This is a genomic window from Myxococcus sp. CA040A (genome assembly GCF_013336725.1).
Taxonomy (GTDB): domain Bacteria; phylum Myxococcota; class Myxococcia; order Myxococcales; family Myxococcaceae; genus Myxococcus; species Myxococcus llanfairpwllgwyngyllgogerychwyrndrobwllllantysiliogogogochensis.
The window spans coordinates 147,062-160,343 of record NZ_JABUMR010000005.1 but is presented as its reverse complement, the minus strand read 5'-3'; the positions used below and the strand labels follow the sequence as shown (position 1 = coordinate 160,343).

The 13,282-nt window shown below is 68.8% G+C and carries 13 protein-coding genes; 10 read left to right on the top strand and 3 right to left on the bottom strand.

Annotated features, from left to right (window positions below):
* Positions 1–145: 145 nt before the first annotated feature.
* Positions 146–1,108 (top strand): AraC family transcriptional regulator, encoded by a 963-nt coding sequence (locus tag HUA75_RS22545; RefSeq protein WP_174463942.1) that lies wholly within the window; start codon positions 146–148, stop codon positions 1,106–1,108.
* A gap of 86 nt (positions 1,109–1,194) precedes the next feature.
* Positions 1,195–1,620 carry a PaaI family thioesterase gene (locus HUA75_RS22540; protein ID WP_141647832.1) on the top strand — a complete coding sequence of 142 codons (426 nt, stop codon included), beginning with the start codon at positions 1,195–1,197 and terminating at the stop codon, positions 1,618–1,620.
* A 91-nt stretch (positions 1,621–1,711) separates the two neighbouring features.
* On the opposite strand, the gene HUA75_RS22535 is transcribed toward HUA75_RS22540, so the two are convergent.
* Positions 1,712–2,668, bottom strand: a complete 957-nt coding sequence (locus tag HUA75_RS22535) for a GlxA family transcriptional regulator (RefSeq protein WP_141647833.1) — start codon at positions 2,666–2,668, stop codon at positions 1,712–1,714.
* Between the two features lie 92 nt (positions 2,669–2,760).
* On the opposite strand from HUA75_RS22535, the gene HUA75_RS22530 reads away from it, so the two are divergent.
* Positions 2,761–3,603: a dienelactone hydrolase family protein gene (locus tag HUA75_RS22530; RefSeq protein WP_174487573.1), complete on the top strand. Its 843-nt coding sequence runs from the start codon at positions 2,761–2,763 to the stop codon at positions 3,601–3,603.
* 134 nt (positions 3,604–3,737) lie between these two features.
* On the opposite strand, the gene HUA75_RS22525 is transcribed toward HUA75_RS22530, so the two are convergent.
* The gene (locus HUA75_RS22525; RefSeq protein ID WP_174487572.1) at positions 3,738–4,973 is read right to left on the bottom strand and encodes a hypothetical protein; all 1,236 of its coding nucleotides are present in this window, start codon (positions 4,971–4,973) and stop codon (positions 3,738–3,740) included.
* A gap of 214 nt (positions 4,974–5,187) precedes the next feature.
* On the opposite strand from HUA75_RS22525, the gene HUA75_RS22520 reads away from it, so the two are divergent.
* A complete protein-coding gene (locus tag HUA75_RS22520; protein WP_217446230.1) occupies positions 5,188–5,913 on the top strand; it encodes a hypothetical protein in 726 nt (241 codons plus the stop codon).
* Positions 5,914–5,925: 12 nt separating this feature from the next.
* Here the strand turns inward: HUA75_RS22520 and HUA75_RS22515 are convergent, their stop codons facing one another.
* Entirely contained in the window at positions 5,926–6,789 is an 864-nt protein-coding gene (locus tag HUA75_RS22515; RefSeq protein WP_174487570.1) for an AraC family transcriptional regulator, read from the bottom strand.
* A 178-nt stretch (positions 6,790–6,967) separates the two neighbouring features.
* On the opposite strand from HUA75_RS22515, the gene HUA75_RS22510 reads away from it, so the two are divergent.
* The 6 genes from HUA75_RS22510 (at position 6,968) to HUA75_RS22485 (ending at position 13,163) form a co-directional block, all read left to right on the top strand.
* Positions 6,968–7,978: a zinc-binding dehydrogenase gene (locus HUA75_RS22510; RefSeq protein WP_174487569.1), complete on the top strand. Its 1,011-nt coding sequence runs from the start codon at positions 6,968–6,970 to the stop codon at positions 7,976–7,978.
* Between the two features lie 431 nt (positions 7,979–8,409).
* Positions 8,410–9,501, top strand: coding sequence for an acyl-CoA desaturase (locus HUA75_RS22505; protein ID WP_217440866.1), 1,092 nt, complete (start codon positions 8,410–8,412; stop codon positions 9,499–9,501).
* Entirely contained in the window at positions 9,498–9,869 is a 372-nt protein-coding gene (locus tag HUA75_RS22500; RefSeq protein ID WP_141647839.1) for a hypothetical protein, read from the top strand. The genes HUA75_RS22505 and HUA75_RS22500 overlap by 4 nt, the downstream gene beginning before the upstream one ends.
* 150 nt (positions 9,870–10,019) lie before the next feature.
* Entirely contained in the window at positions 10,020–10,610 is a 591-nt protein-coding gene (locus HUA75_RS22495; protein ID WP_174487568.1) for a DKNYY domain-containing protein, read from the top strand.
* A 22-nt stretch (positions 10,611–10,632) separates the two neighbouring features.
* Positions 10,633–11,013, top strand: a complete 381-nt coding sequence (locus HUA75_RS22490; protein WP_174487567.1) for a GFA family protein — start codon at positions 10,633–10,635, stop codon at positions 11,011–11,013.
* A gap of 8 nt (positions 11,014–11,021) precedes the next feature.
* Positions 11,022–13,163 (top strand): M28 family peptidase, encoded by a 2,142-nt coding sequence (locus tag HUA75_RS22485; protein ID WP_174487566.1) that lies wholly within the window; start codon positions 11,022–11,024, stop codon positions 13,161–13,163.
* Positions 13,164–13,282 lie beyond the last annotated feature (119 nt).

The window sequence follows — 13,282 nt, the reverse complement described above, 5'->3', positions numbered from 1 at the left end:
GGGGCCTCCAGGGGGAGTTCGGTGTCGCTTGTGAAGGGGAATGTGCCGTTCAGGCCCCGGAAGCGCCATTCGCCGATGACTCAGTCTTTTGTCTGAAACGCTCAGTGCGCGAGCGCTATGGACAGTCCGCTGTTAGCCTGGAGGCATGGACCTGACGCATGCCTCCGACCTGCTCGGGCAGATTCTCGAGCGCACTCATCTTCGTGGGCGGATCTACTGCCGCACCGTGGCGCGGGCCCCGTGGGGGCTGCGTTTCGCACCGACAGCCACGGCGGCCCTGCACCTGGTCATCGCGGGCACCTGCCAGTTGACGCAGGGCGGAGAGGTCATCGCGCTCGGGCCCGGTGACGTCGTGCTGCTGCCTCGTGGGGATGGACATGCCGTGGCGGATTCGCCGCGCAGCCCCAAGCTTCGGCTGGAGGACTGGCTGGCGACGCGAGGGGAAGGGGAGTCGTCCTACGTGCTGGGCGGGTCTGGCGTGGAGTCGCGCCTGCTCTGTGGCTGCTTCGCGTTCGACGAGCCCGGAGCCCATCCCGTGCTTCGACTGCTTCCCGAGCGAGTCCATCTGCGTGGAGCGTCCGAGGAAGCACGTGCCTTGTTGCCCACGGTGGCATTGCTCGAACGGGAATATGAGCGGGGGGAGCGGGGCGCCTCGGTGATTGTCTCGCGACTGCTCGACATCCTCCTGGTGCAGGTGCTGCGGGCCTGGGCCGATGCGCAGACCTCAGGAGGTGCTGGTTGGTTGGGCGCGCTCGGAGACAGGACGCTCGCGAGTGTCCTGGGTTGGATGCACGCCGAGCCAGGGAGGGACTGGACGGTGAGCGAGCTCGCACGGCGTTCGGGCACCTCGAGAGCGACACTCGCGCGGCGCTTCGCGAGCGAGGTGGGCGTGGCGCCTCACGAGTACCTCACCCGGCTGCGGATGCAGGAGGCCGCGCAAGCACTGCGCGAGGGCCAGGACGGGCTCGCGGCCATCGCGGGACGTGTGGGCTATGAGTCCGAGTTCGCCTTCAATCGGGCCTTTCGCCGGGTCATGGGCCTGCCTCCCGGCGAGTACCGACGCAGGGCGCGTGGGGAACTCCCACCGTCGCAAGGGCACCCGCAGTGAGAATGAGGTGGACACCGCGGGCGCGTCGACGCGGGTGAGCGCGACTTCGTCACGCTTCGTCGAGGCATTTCCTGCAGAGTCGGAGGATGGCAAGTCAGCAAGAAATCGCGGCCTTCATCGCCGCGGAGTTCCCGCAGACGCGGGTGCGGATTCTGGAGGTCGGGGACAAGTCCGCCACCGTGGCGCATGAAATCGGGCGCGCGGAGCTGCGGCCCGGAGGCACGGTGTCCGGCCCGGTGCTGATGGCCACCGCGGACGTGGCGCTCTATGTCGCGATTCTGGGCGAGCTTGGAATTGTCCCGCTCACCGTGACGACGAGCCTGAGCTTCAACTTCATGCGAAAGCCGTCGGCGGACCGCCGCATCCTCGGGGTGTGCAAGCTGCTGAAGCTGGGCCGGACGCTGGCGGTGGGAGAGGTGTCCCTCTACTCGGAAGGACTGCCGGAGCCCGTGGCCCATGCGGTGGGGACCTATGCGATTCCGCCCGTGGACCGGAGCGGCGCGGGTTCCTGAGCCCGAAGGTCGAGGAGGCCTCCCGCGTGGCTGAGCCCTCGATGGCGTCGAAGCGTTTCGCTGACCGTGCGCGCGTTGATGGGCCCCTGCTCTACCGCGCCGGGCGAAGCGCACGCGGTGACCCGCCTCCGAGCTTCTTCATCAACCGGCGAAGCGTGCTCGCGTCCTGGTAGCCGACCTCGGCGGCGACGTCGTCGATGCTCAGGTGCGTCGATTGAAGCAGCGCCTGGGCGCGCCGCACCTTGACGCTGTGGACGAGCGCGAGAGGGCTTCGGCCTGTCGCACGCTGGACGTGGCGCGACAGGGTCCGCTCCGTCATGCCGAGGCGCGTGGCGAGTTCGGCGACTCCCGGGGGATTCGGGAAGCCCGCCTCGAGCGCCGCGGTGATGCGCGCAATCAACGCATCTCCGTTCGCGAGCAGCTCCGGCGCGATGAACTTCGCCTGCGCCTGCCTGCCGTCGAGCAGCATGGTTCGCGCGAGGAGGTCGACCAGTCGCGCGCCGCAGCGCTCTCGCAGCAGGTGCAACATGAGGTCTGTCTGCGCGAAGGCGGCGCCAGCGGTGATGATGGGGCCATCCGCGCAGACCATCGCGTTCGAATCAACCCGGCACTGCCGCTCCAACTCGGAGAGCAGTCCTGCGAGCCACCAGGTGGTGGTGACTCTGCGGCCGGTCAGGACGCCCGCTTGTCGCAGCAGGAAGACGGCGGTGCACGAGGCGGCGACGCGCCCGCCGCGCGAGACATGACGGGCGATGGCCTTCGAGAGCTTCGTGGCGTCCGGCCTCGCGAGCCGTGCGTGCACGGCGGCGGCGTGGGTCATGCCGAGTCCCGGGATGACCCAGGTCGACGTGTCACCGCGGGCCATCGCACGCAGGCGCGACGTGTCGATGCTCACGCGCTCCGTGAGTGGGACCTGTCCGCCGTCTACTGAGCACACCTCGAAGCGCAATGACTCCGCCCCCAGGGCGCGCGCGGCCCGGAGCATATCGAGTGTCGCCGCGACGCTCGTCGCGAAGGCGCCCTCCATGACGATGATGGTGAAGGACATGGTGTCTGAATCTGCCCGAAAATCGTCTTTTCGGACACTGGCGACGTCGAGCGGGCCGGTGGTCTTCTGCGGGCGAAAGGAGTTGAACGCACATGACGACCCAGGCCGCGCCTGCCGTGCGCAATCTCGAAGAGGACGATTCCCTGGAGGACTTTCAGCGCCGCGACGTCACGCTGGTGGGAGAGACGCGGAAGCTTTACACGGCGGGAGAGGGGCCCGCGGTCCTTGTGATGGCGGAGATGCCGGGCATCAGTCCCCGCGTCGCGCGCTTCGCTCGCTGGGTGCGGGACGCCGGCTTCACCGTGTGGATGCCGAGCCTCTTTGGTCGTGATGGCGCGGTGCCGACCGCGAAGGAGGGGAAGGCCATCTTCGAGCGCGCCTGCATCAGCAAGGAGTTCCGGGCGCTCGGTGCGAATGCCTCCAGCCCCATCGCGGCGTGGCTGAGGGCGCTTGCCGCGCAGGCGCACGAGGAATGTGGCGGCCCGGGAGTGGGCGCGGTGGGCATGTGCTTCACGGGCAACTTCGCGCTGTCGATGATGCTGGAGAAGGCGGTGTTGGCGCCGGTGCTGTCCCAGCCGTCGCTGCCGCTCGACGAACCTGGGGGCGTCAACATCGCTCCCGAGGAACTGGAGCGTGTAAGGCAGCGACTGGTGGATGAAGACCTCACGGTCCTCGCCTATCGGTTCCAGGGCGATTCGTTCTGCCGTGCGGAGCGCTTCGCCGCCTACCAGCAGGCGCTCGGGGAGCGCTTCCTCGGGCGCGTGTTGCCCGACAGCGCGGCGGGCCCGAAGTCCGAGCGCCCTGATGACTTCTTCAAGTTCATCCCCACGCCCCACAGCGTCCTGACCGTCCACTTCGTCGACGAGGAGCACGCACCCACCACCGCCGCGCGAGACGAAATCCTGGCGTTCCTCCGCCGGAGACTCCTGGCGTAGCGGGAGCGCAATCGGGCGGGGGCAGCCACGACGAACTGGAACGGAGCCGCCTGCCCGCGAACTGGCGGGAGGCGGTCTCCGCTGGCGCTGCTCATTGCCTCCGCCCGGAAGCCTTCGGGCGGCTCGCGCTCACTTCATTTCGCCGCGGCGGGCGGCGGTGGTTTCGCGGAGACGACCGAGACCTCGCCCTTCTCCTGCTGGACGGTGTGCGTGCTGCCGATGGCGAAGCGCTGGAACTCTTCCAGGGTCTCCGGCGAGTACGTGACGGGAGGATGGCCTTCGCCCTGGAAGACGACGGTGTAGCTCGCGCTGCGGGAGTTCCGCTCCTGCGTGCCCTTGGGCAGTGCCTTGGGCGGGCGCAGCTCGGCATCAGCGGGCCAGCGGGTCTCCAGCGTCTTCCCGCTCGCCTTCACGTCCCGCTCATGGCTCCAGGTCCACTCCTTCCAGGAGAACCACGGCGCGTCACGGGGCACGCTCCGATAGCGCGGCTCCTTGCGCGAGCGCCGCTCGTCGACATAGCGCGGCTCCTTCCGCGTCTTGGTCACCGAGCAGTAGCGGGTGGTGCAACGCTTCTCCCCACCGGTGCACGTGGTCTTGCACGTGGCGAAGCCGTTCTTGTTGCTCGTGCAGTCTTCCTTGCACTTCTTCGGCGTGGTGGAGCAGTCCTCGCCGCAGGCCTCTTTGTCGCGGTAGGTCTCGGTCGTGTATCCGGACTGCTTCCGCTCCGTGAAGTAGACGGTCTCGTAGCCATTGAGGACCTGGTCGTCATGGTGGTGACGCTGTCCCTGGGCCTTCACCTGGAGGGCGTCCGACGGCTTGTCTTCGGCGAAGCCCTCGCGCTCGACCTGATGGCGACGCTCGACAGACACCGTGTGCTCCCAGGCGAGTTCCTTGACCTGGAGGCTCCTCGTCCACTCGGGGCCTGTCTTGACCTGCTCGGGCGGTGGCTGCACGGCCGCCGAGCCCGACTTCCCCGAGTTCATCCACATGGGGCAGCAGCAGCCGAAGAACGCCACGATGAGGAAGAGGGAGATGCACCCGCGCCGGGACTTCTTCTTCTCGGGAGGAGCCGGGGCCTTGTCGGGCGTGCCAGGGCTCACCGGTGGCGAGGCGCCGCAGTTCTTGCAGCCGCCGTCCAGGGCTCGCTGGTCGCTGTCGCAGTAGGCGCAACGCCAGTGGGGGCCGGCGGTGGCCATTCGCAGGAGCGCCGCGTCGGTCACCGTCACCGCGGAGGCCGTGTCCTCTGGCATCTCGTACTGCTCACTGCCGTCCTTGGCGTTCTTGCAGCCCTGACACACCATGTGACGACCGAGGTTGCGGTGCTGACAGCTGGAGCACCGCCAGAACATCTCAATATGCCGCTCCGACATCCGTGATTTCACCTCTGTGGCTCATCCTGCGGGGCGGCCCCTATACCATGAGGGCTCGTGGGTCGCAGGGCGCGCCGGCTTGACTTCGCGGAGGTGCTGCGTTCGGTTCCGCGCCATGGACTCCACACCCCCGACGTCTGACTGGCCCACGTGGGCGAAGGCCTTCCCACCTCAGGAAGGTGAGCACGTGCTGGCGACGGGAGGCCCGTGGTTCATGGCGTATTTCCTCGCGTTCATGGTGTCCCTGACGCTGCTGCCGACCGTGGTGTTTCCCCTGCTGGGCATCTGGTTCTTCTGGGGTCGGTCCGGGAAGTTCCTGCTCACCAGCCACCGCCTCATCTGGAAGCCGAACCTGGGCAAGGCGGTCATCGTTCCCCGCGACGTGCTTCGGAGCCTGGACGTCGATGTCGGGCCTCGCTTGAGGAGCGTGCAACTGCGTGGCGAGCGGAAGGTCTCGATGCCGCTGCTGTGGAAGTACAAGCAGTTGTGGGGTGGACTGGCGCTGCTCCAGCAGTGGAAGCCGCCTGCGCCGACGTCCTCGACCCCGGCCCTGAAGGTGGCCTCCGCGTGGCTCGTGTCTGGAATGGAGCTGCAGCCCGGCGCGGTGGTGATGGAGTCGAACGGCGTGCGGTTCTTCCCGGCGGAGCCCCGCGCGAACGTCGCGTCGGAGGCGGGCGCCGCGCTGGTGGGACTGGCCTTGGGCGTCACGCGCCGGACCCACCGGGCCCAGGTTCCCGTGGAGGCCGCGCTGTCGCTCGTCGCCAGGGCGGAAGCCGTCGAGCCCGAACTCGACGCGTTGGGCCGCATCTTGGGGAGCGAGCTCTGGCAGGGGCCCCCCGTCGCACAGGGGAACGCTGGCGCGGGACGCACGCGGATGACCTATCAGCAGGGAAAGCGGAAGCTGACGTTCGTGGTGCCGACGGCGCTGCTGCCCGGCTGAGCGACAGTGTGGCTACCGTTCGCCGCGTGCGAGGGCCTTGGGCGTCACTCCCAGGACGCGTCGCATGCAGCGCGCCAGGTGGCTCTGATGGGAGAAGCCCGCTTCGAGCGCCACCTGGCTGATGGGCAGCGTCCCCTCCTGGAGGAGCGCCCTGGCCCGCTCCACCCGGCGCAGGATGACGTACTGGTGCACGGGCATTCCGAGTGAGCGCTTGAACAGCGTCCTGAAGTGGGACGTGCTCACCTCGGCGAGACGGGCGAGTCGCGCCAGGGAGAGGTTCTTGTCCAGGTGGCTCTCGATGTAGTCCGTCACCTCTCGCGACTGCCGGGCGGACCACTGGCCGCGGACCTCCCGGGGCGCGGGGTAGTGGTTCAGGAGATGGACCGCGAGGGCCAGTCCCAGGCCCTCCGTGTAGAGCCTGCCGTTGGGGCGTGCGGCAGTGCGGTCCGCTTCGAGCGCGTGGACGATGTGCTCGATGCGGGCGTCGCGGAATCGGTGCTGGGGCGTCAGGCCCGCGCGCTCGGGCGGCAGTCCCAGGTCCTCAGCCGCGAGGCGCAGCAGCGCGGGTGCGAGCCGCACGGTGAGGGAGCGCCTGGGCTCCTCCTCGACCCAGCTTCCAGAGAAGCCCGCGGGCAGGAGCGTGGCATCTCCCGAGGAATAGCGCTGTCGGACATGGCAGGTCATCCGGGCGGAAGGTCCCACGTGGACGGACAGCAGGTGCTCGGTCAGTGGCGCCAGCTCCACCCGGCCTCGCGGCTCCGTGCGCGGCTCGACGCGCAGTCCCACCCGGCCTGGGACGCCCGAGTGTCGCGCCGTGCCCAGGTCTCCGACTTCACTTGCTGCTCGTGGGGCGCTCGCCCCGTCCCGCAGGTCCATCTCGCGCTCCGGTCCGGAAGCGACAGATGTAGTGGGGTGTCCGCGCCCACGCCCGGCTTTCCGTGGGGGCGCGCGAGCAGCCGATTGTGCTCCGCGCGAAGCGGAGCGTGCGCGATGCGAGCACCGTGTCGGAGAGAGGGTGCGCCCACTCGGCAAGTCCGCCGAGCTGGAGGTGCGAATGAAAGCGATTGTGTTCGACCAGATGGGCCCGCCGCTGGAGGTGCTTCAGCTTCGAGAGGTCCCCGTGCCGGAGCCCCGCGAGGGCGAGGTGCGGCTCAAGCTGCTCTCGGCGTCCATCAACCCGGGAGACTTCCTCTTCATCCAGGGCCTGTATCCGGAGCCGAAGAAGCCCGCGTTGCCGGGACAGGTCGCGGGCAACCACGGCGCTGGCATCATCACCCGCGTGGGAAAGGGCGTCGTCTCGTGGGAGCCGGGGACCCTCGTCGCGTTCAGCCACTTCGACTCCTGGGCCGAGCACGTGGCCCTCCCCGCCGAGCGGCTCATCCGGCTGCCACCGGACTACCCGCTGGAGAAGGCCTCCCAGTTCTTCAACATCATCACCGCTTGGGACCTGCTCGAGCGGGCGAACGTGCGGTCGGGGCAGTGGCTCGCGCTCACCGCGGGCAACTCCACCGTGGCGACGCTGGTGGCGCAGTTCGCCCGGCTTCGCGGTGTGAAGGTCCTCTCCATCGTGCGACAGCGACAGGCGACGCTGGACCTGGCGTCGCTGGGCGTCTCCGCCGTCCTGGCGCTCTCGGAGGGAAGGTCGGACCTCGGCGCGCGTGTACGAGCGCTCACGGATGGGCTAGGGGTCCACGGCGTCATCGACTGCGTGGGTGGAGCGCTGCTGGAGGCCCTCCTCCAGGAGAGCGCTCCGGGCGGACAGGTGATTGTTTATGGAGGCTTCAGTCCGGAGCGCTTCAGCCTCCACAACTTCGACCTCCTGATGAAGGACCTGCACCTGCGAGCGTACGTGTATCGCTACTTCTTCGATGCGCCGAGGCGGGAGGACGAAGCGTTGCTCCAGCACCTCGTGAAGCTCTCCGCGCCCGCCAGCTTCCAGGTCCCCCAGGGCCCGTCCCATGCGCTGGAGGACTTCAAGCTCGCGGTGGAGGAGAGCCTCGGGCGCCCCGAGGCCGGCAAGCGCTTCTTCCGGATGCCGAGGGAGTCCACGGTGTCCGGACGCTGACGGAGCCATGCCCTGGCGGAGGAACTCGAAACACCTCCCTGCGGACCGACGCCGCGCGCCGCCCCTGGAATGGCGGCGGGCGAAGTTGGCCCCATCGAGGAGCACGTCATGGGTGGGAAATCCAAGCCGCTGCTCAATCCGCATGCGTCCGAGTCACGCCCCCGTGGAATGTCGACGCGGGGGAAGGCGGCTGCGCACAGAGGCCCACTGTTGGCGCGGTGTTGGATGCAAGGGTTCGACATGGACGCCAGGGGGGCGTTCTGTTTGGCGACGGCCCGGGGAGCTTCGGGGCCCAAGAGGCCGGAACAGTTCGTGGGGTCGATGTGTTACATGGACCTTCGGCACCAGGCAGGCGATGGCCGCGGCGGGGTCCTCCCAGCGCGACTCCAGACTCCACCGATGGTGTCCCTGGGGCGTGAAGGTGGTGGACGTTGTCGCACGCGACGAAGGCGAAGTTTCTCGAGTCAGGGGCCTTTCTCCAGGACCTCCAGGCGCGAGTGGAGCTCTACCTGGGAGCAAGCGGGCGCTCACCCCGCGACCTCCCCTGGATGTACGCGAAGACGGTCATCATCCTGGGCTGGTTCACGGCGTCCTATGCCTGGCTCGTCTTCGGCGCCACGGGCCCCTGGGGCGCGGTCGCCGGGTGCCTGTCGCTGGGGCTGGCCATCGCGGGCGTGGGGTTCAGCGTCCAGCATGACGCCAACCACGGAAGCTACTCCGCGCATCGTGGCATCAACGAGCTGCTGGGCGGCACGCTCGACGCCATCGGCGGCTCGTCCTACGTGTGGAGCTGGAAACACAACATCTTCCATCACAGCCACACGAACGTGGTGGGGCTCGATGAGGACATCGACATCCAGCCGCTGTGTCGGCTCGCACCAGGCCAGCGACTGCTGAAGGCGCATCGCTTCCAGTACGCCTATATCTGGTTGCTCTACGGGCTGTTGACCGTGAAGTGGCACTTCGTCGATGACCTCAAGGATTTGGTCAACGGGCGCGTGGGGCGGCAGAAGATGCCGCGCCCGAACAAGCGGAAGCTGGCCGGGGCCGTGGGCGGGAAGCTCCTGTTCTATGGCTGGTCGCTGCTGTTGCCGTGGTATTTCCACCCGCTCTGGCAGGTCTTGTTGTGCCACGCGCTCACCTCGTTCGTGCTCGGGTTGATCCTGGCCACGGTGTTCCAGATGGCGCACTGTGTGGAGGAAGCGGACTTCTCCCTGCCACCCGAAGGTGGCGCCACCTTTCCTCGCGACTGGGCCTCACATCAGGTCGCCTCGACGGTGGACTTCGCGCGGGGCAACCCGTTGGTGAGCTGGTACCTGGGGGGGCTGAACTTCCAGGTGGAACACCACCTCTTCCCCAGGGTGTGTCACCTGCACTACCCGGCGCTGTCTCGTATCGTCGAGGACACCTGTCGGGAGCACGGCATCCGCTATCGGGCGAACGAGAGCGTGGGTGCGGCATTGAAGAGCCACGTGCGGTGGCTCAAGCGGATGGGGCAGCCTGCCATCGAGGTCGCGGTATGAGTGACGAGACAGAGAAGGTGCGGTACGGGCGGGCGCAGAAGTTCCGGCTTTCGCCCAAGGGCACGGAAGCCGTGGCGGCGTATTCCGTGATGATTGAAGCGGCCAAGTCCGGCACGGGTCGTGCCCAGTTCGATGCAGCGCGCGCCACCTGGGGTGCGTCGCTCGGGCTCGCCGCGGAGGATGGGCTCTACCTGGTGGAGTTCGAGGCAGGAGGGCGGACCGTCTCGGAGGCGACGCAGAGCCTCGAGGGCTGCGACATCTCCGCGAAGTCGGTCAAGGAAGCTGTCGACCGGCTGTTGAAGTGCGGCATGTTGGAGCCGCTGCCGGCGCCTCCGCCGCGCGTGGCGCCTCCGCGTCGCTACTGGTAGGCGGGCCGGTGGAGGGGCTCGCCGCTCCACCCCGCGCCCTGACGGGACGCGACTCCGTGGACGCGGTGGGTGACACCGCCGTCCAGCGCGGCTGACGGAGTCGTGGGTTTTGCTGCGAGGTGAAAACGCCCCACGCTAGGCTCGGCGGCCATGAGCCCCACCCGAATCATTGTGCTCGCAGTCGGCGTCCTCGTCCTCGTGGGGGTCGTGCTGTTCTTCTCCGGCGGCTTTCTCTTTTTCGCCTTCCGGAACAGCTACGAAATCAAGGGCGGGAAGGTCTTCTATCACGCGGCCGGAATCGGCTTGTCCGAGGTGCTGGGCGCCGACGCCGAAACCTTCCGGGAGCTGAGGAGGGGCGCTCGCGGGTACGCTGAAGACAAGCACGGCATCTACTTCCATGAGCAGCGGCTCCCGGGCGCTGACCGGGACAGCTTCGAGGTGCTGCGCGAGACTTCGTACTGGTCGAAAGACCAGGACACGGTGTTCTACGGCGCCAGCGCCCTGCCGGGCGTCGACGCCGAGCGCTTCCGGCTGCTGAGCGCCTACTACGGGACGGATGGTGTCGCAGTGTATGGCGTGGGGCGGCGCATGGAAGGTGTCGATGTCGCGACCTTCGAGCTGGTCGGCCAGGACGGGGCGATGGCGAAGGACAAGAACGCCTCCTACCGGCTGGAGGAGCGCGGCCGGATGGTGAATGGCGAATTCATCAGCGACGCGGAAGCGGCAGAGGACTCCCAGTAGACCACGAAGAGAGGAGCACGCCATGCACAGAGGATCCTGCCTTTGCGGAGCCATCACGTTCGAAGTCACGGGCCCCCTTCCGCCACCCAATGCCTGTCATTGCTCACAGTGTCGCAAGCAATCGGGACACTTCTGGGCATCCACGGACGTCCCCCGCGCCGCGGTGACCATTCACGGCGCCGACAAGGTCACCTGGTTCCGCTCCTCCGAAAAGGTGCGGCGAGGGTTCTGCTCCACCTGCGGGTCGGTGCTCTTCTGGGAGCCGCTCAACAAGGGCGTGGTGGCCATCGCCATGGGCGCCTTCGATTCGCCCACGGACACCCGGCTCGCGAAGCACATCTTCGTGGCCGACAAGGGCGACTACTACGAGTTGGGCGACGGCCTGCCCCAGCACGCACAATAGGACAGCGCATGCACACCCTCCCACGCCCCTTCGCCGCCCTCGTCGTCCTCGCCGCGCTCAGCGCCGCCGCCCAGGTGCCTTCGTCTCCACTGGGGCCCGTGTCGCCCACCACCGGCCTGGTGCTGCGGGATGACGTGGTGCGCGCGCTCATCCAGGAGAGCTCCGGCGACCGCATCCACGATGGGGTGCAGCGGCTGGCGCTGCTCGCCCGGGACAATCAGGGGGGCTACACCGAAGCGGCCGAGTGGACGAAGGCCGCCGCCGAGGCCGCCGGCTTGAAGGACGTGCGCCTGGAGCCGATGAAGGATGCGCCCCAGTGGCGCGCCGCGCGGGGTGAGCTGTGGGTGACGGGCCCCCACCGGTACAGAGTCACTTCCCACGCGGACCTGCCCATGTCGCTGGCGCTGAAGAGCGGCAGCTTCGAGGGCACGGGCCTGGAGCTGGTCGACGTGGGCACCGGCGCCCGGGATGAGGAGTACGCGGGCAAGGACCTGAAGGGCAAGGTGGCGCTCACGCGTGGCCATCCCAGTGCCACCCTGCGCACGGCGGTGACGAAGCTCGGCGCGGTGGGCGTCGTCTCTTCCTACTCGACGCCTCCCTGGAACACGCCCCACCGCATGGACGGCGACTTCCCGGACCAGGTGGGCTGGGCCATCGTCCCGCCGGGCCTGGTGCCCCAGGGCGCGCGGAACCCCTTCCTGTTCATGGTCTCCGACCGCCAGGGGCGCGAGCTGCGAGCCCAGATGCGCACGGGCCCGGTGAAGGTGGACGTGAGCGTCGCCTCCGAGGAGTACCCGGGGCACTACAGCATCGTCAGTGGCGTCATCCCCGGCACGCGCGCCGGTGAGGAGGTCGTCCTCACCGCGCACCTGGACCACTACAAGCCGGGGGCGGATGACAACGCCTCGGGCTCGGCCACCTTGCTGGAGCTGGTGCGCACGTACACCACGCTCATTCGCCGGGGCGTGCTGCCTCCTCCCGTGCGCACCGTGCGCGTGCTGTGGCTGCCGGAGTTCGAGGGCACCCGCGAGTGGTTCTCCCACCACGGCGCGGACCCCGTGCGGCGGGTGGCCCACTTCAACTTCGACATGCTCGGCGCGAGCCTGTCCCGCGTCCACTCCCGCTTCCTGGTGTCCTATACGCCGGACTGGAATGGCAGCTTCGTGAACGCGGTGTCCGAGTCCACCGTGGCCTTCATGAACCGCTTCAACGGGGTGACGTATCCGCCTCGGAAGGACTTCCGCATCGGCTCGGTCACCGGCTCCCAGGACCCGCTGGATGCGCATATGGACCGCTACAGTCGCGGCTCGGACCACCAGCTCTTCAACGACCACGGCATCCCGGGCGTGGCCTTCTCCACCTGGCCCGATGACGGCTACCACACCAGCGGCGACCGGCCGGAGAACGTGGACCCCACGCAGCTTCACCGCGCCGCCTTCGCGGGCCTGGCCTCCATCACCGTCGCCGCCTGGGCGGAGGGCTCGGGCGCGCTGGACCTGGCGCGGCTGGTGGCGGTGCATGGTGTGCGGCGCGTGGCGGAGGACGAGTTCCGGGCCCGCCGAGACCTGGCCTCGGCCCCCGGCGCTCAAGTCGCGGGCACCTCCCGGCTGGCTCGCGCCGTGGTGCGCGCCGGCTACCAGCGCGAGCGCGAGGCCCTGCGCTCCTGCCAGCTCCTGGGCGCGCCAGCAGCCGCCGTGCGGGCCCTGATCAGGACGCTGGAGACCTCCGAGGCCCAGGCGTTGGAGCGCGTGGAGGCGGACGTCAAGGCGCGCGGAGGGGCCTCGCGAGAGCCCCCGCCCATCGAGGCCGAGCGCCGGGCCCGGGCCTTCGTTCCGCGCCGCGTGAAGGGGCAGGAGCTGGCGGCGTTCGACGAGGTGGTGACCAAGGCCAGCCCCGAGACGAAGCCCCGCGTGGCAGCCGTGCAGGCCGCGCTGAACGACGCGACCACCGCCCTGCGAGAGCGCGGAGAAGGCGAGCTGCGCTTCTACCAACTGCCCGACGCCATCGCGAGCTACGCCGACGGCAGGCGCTCCGTGGCGGACATCCGCGACGCGGCCTATGCCGAGTACGGCTACGTCTTCCCCGTGGAGGCGCTGCTGGACCTCTTCGGGCTGCTGGAGCAGGGCGGCATCATGACGAGCGCCCGCTGAGGGCGGGACTCGCGAGGAGCGGCGCTTCCCTGTGAAGGGCAGTTCGTGCGCGCCCGGCTCTTCATTCGCGGGGACGCCACGGCCTGTCGCCGTGGCGGTGCACCCGGAGCTTCCTCGGG

Excerpts from the sequence above, each read along its gene's own strand:
- HUA75_RS22495 (WP_174487568.1), top strand. The coding sequence starts at position 10,020 with ATGAGCCCCACCCGAATCATTGTGCTCGCAGTCGGCGTCCTCGTCCTC.
- HUA75_RS22545 (WP_174463942.1), top strand. The coding sequence starts at position 146 with ATGGACCTGACGCATGCCTCCGACCTGCTCGGGCAGATTCTCGAGCGC.
- HUA75_RS22530 (WP_174487573.1), top strand. The coding sequence starts at position 2,761 with ATGACGACCCAGGCCGCGCCTGCCGTGCGCAATCTCGAAGAGGACGAT.
- HUA75_RS22540 (WP_141647832.1), top strand. The coding sequence starts at position 1,195 with ATGGCAAGTCAGCAAGAAATCGCGGCCTTCATCGCCGCGGAGTTCCCG.
- HUA75_RS22515 (WP_174487570.1), bottom strand. The coding sequence starts at position 6,789 with ATGGACCTGCGGGACGGGGCGAGCGCCCCACGAGCAGCAAGTGAAGTC.
- HUA75_RS22485 (WP_174487566.1), top strand. The coding sequence starts at position 11,022 with ATGCACACCCTCCCACGCCCCTTCGCCGCCCTCGTCGTCCTCGCCGCG.
- HUA75_RS22500 (WP_141647839.1), top strand. The coding sequence starts at position 9,498 with ATGAGTGACGAGACAGAGAAGGTGCGGTACGGGCGGGCGCAGAAGTTC.
- HUA75_RS22490 (WP_174487567.1), top strand. The coding sequence starts at position 10,633 with ATGCACAGAGGATCCTGCCTTTGCGGAGCCATCACGTTCGAAGTCACG.
- HUA75_RS22535 (WP_141647833.1), bottom strand. The coding sequence starts at position 2,668 with ATGTCCTTCACCATCATCGTCATGGAGGGCGCCTTCGCGACGAGCGTC.
- HUA75_RS22510 (WP_174487569.1), top strand. The coding sequence starts at position 6,968 with ATGAAAGCGATTGTGTTCGACCAGATGGGCCCGCCGCTGGAGGTGCTT.
- HUA75_RS22525 (WP_174487572.1), bottom strand. The coding sequence starts at position 4,973 with ATGTCGGAGCGGCATATTGAGATGTTCTGGCGGTGCTCCAGCTGTCAG.
- HUA75_RS22520 (WP_217446230.1), top strand. The coding sequence starts at position 5,188 with ATGGCGTATTTCCTCGCGTTCATGGTGTCCCTGACGCTGCTGCCGACC.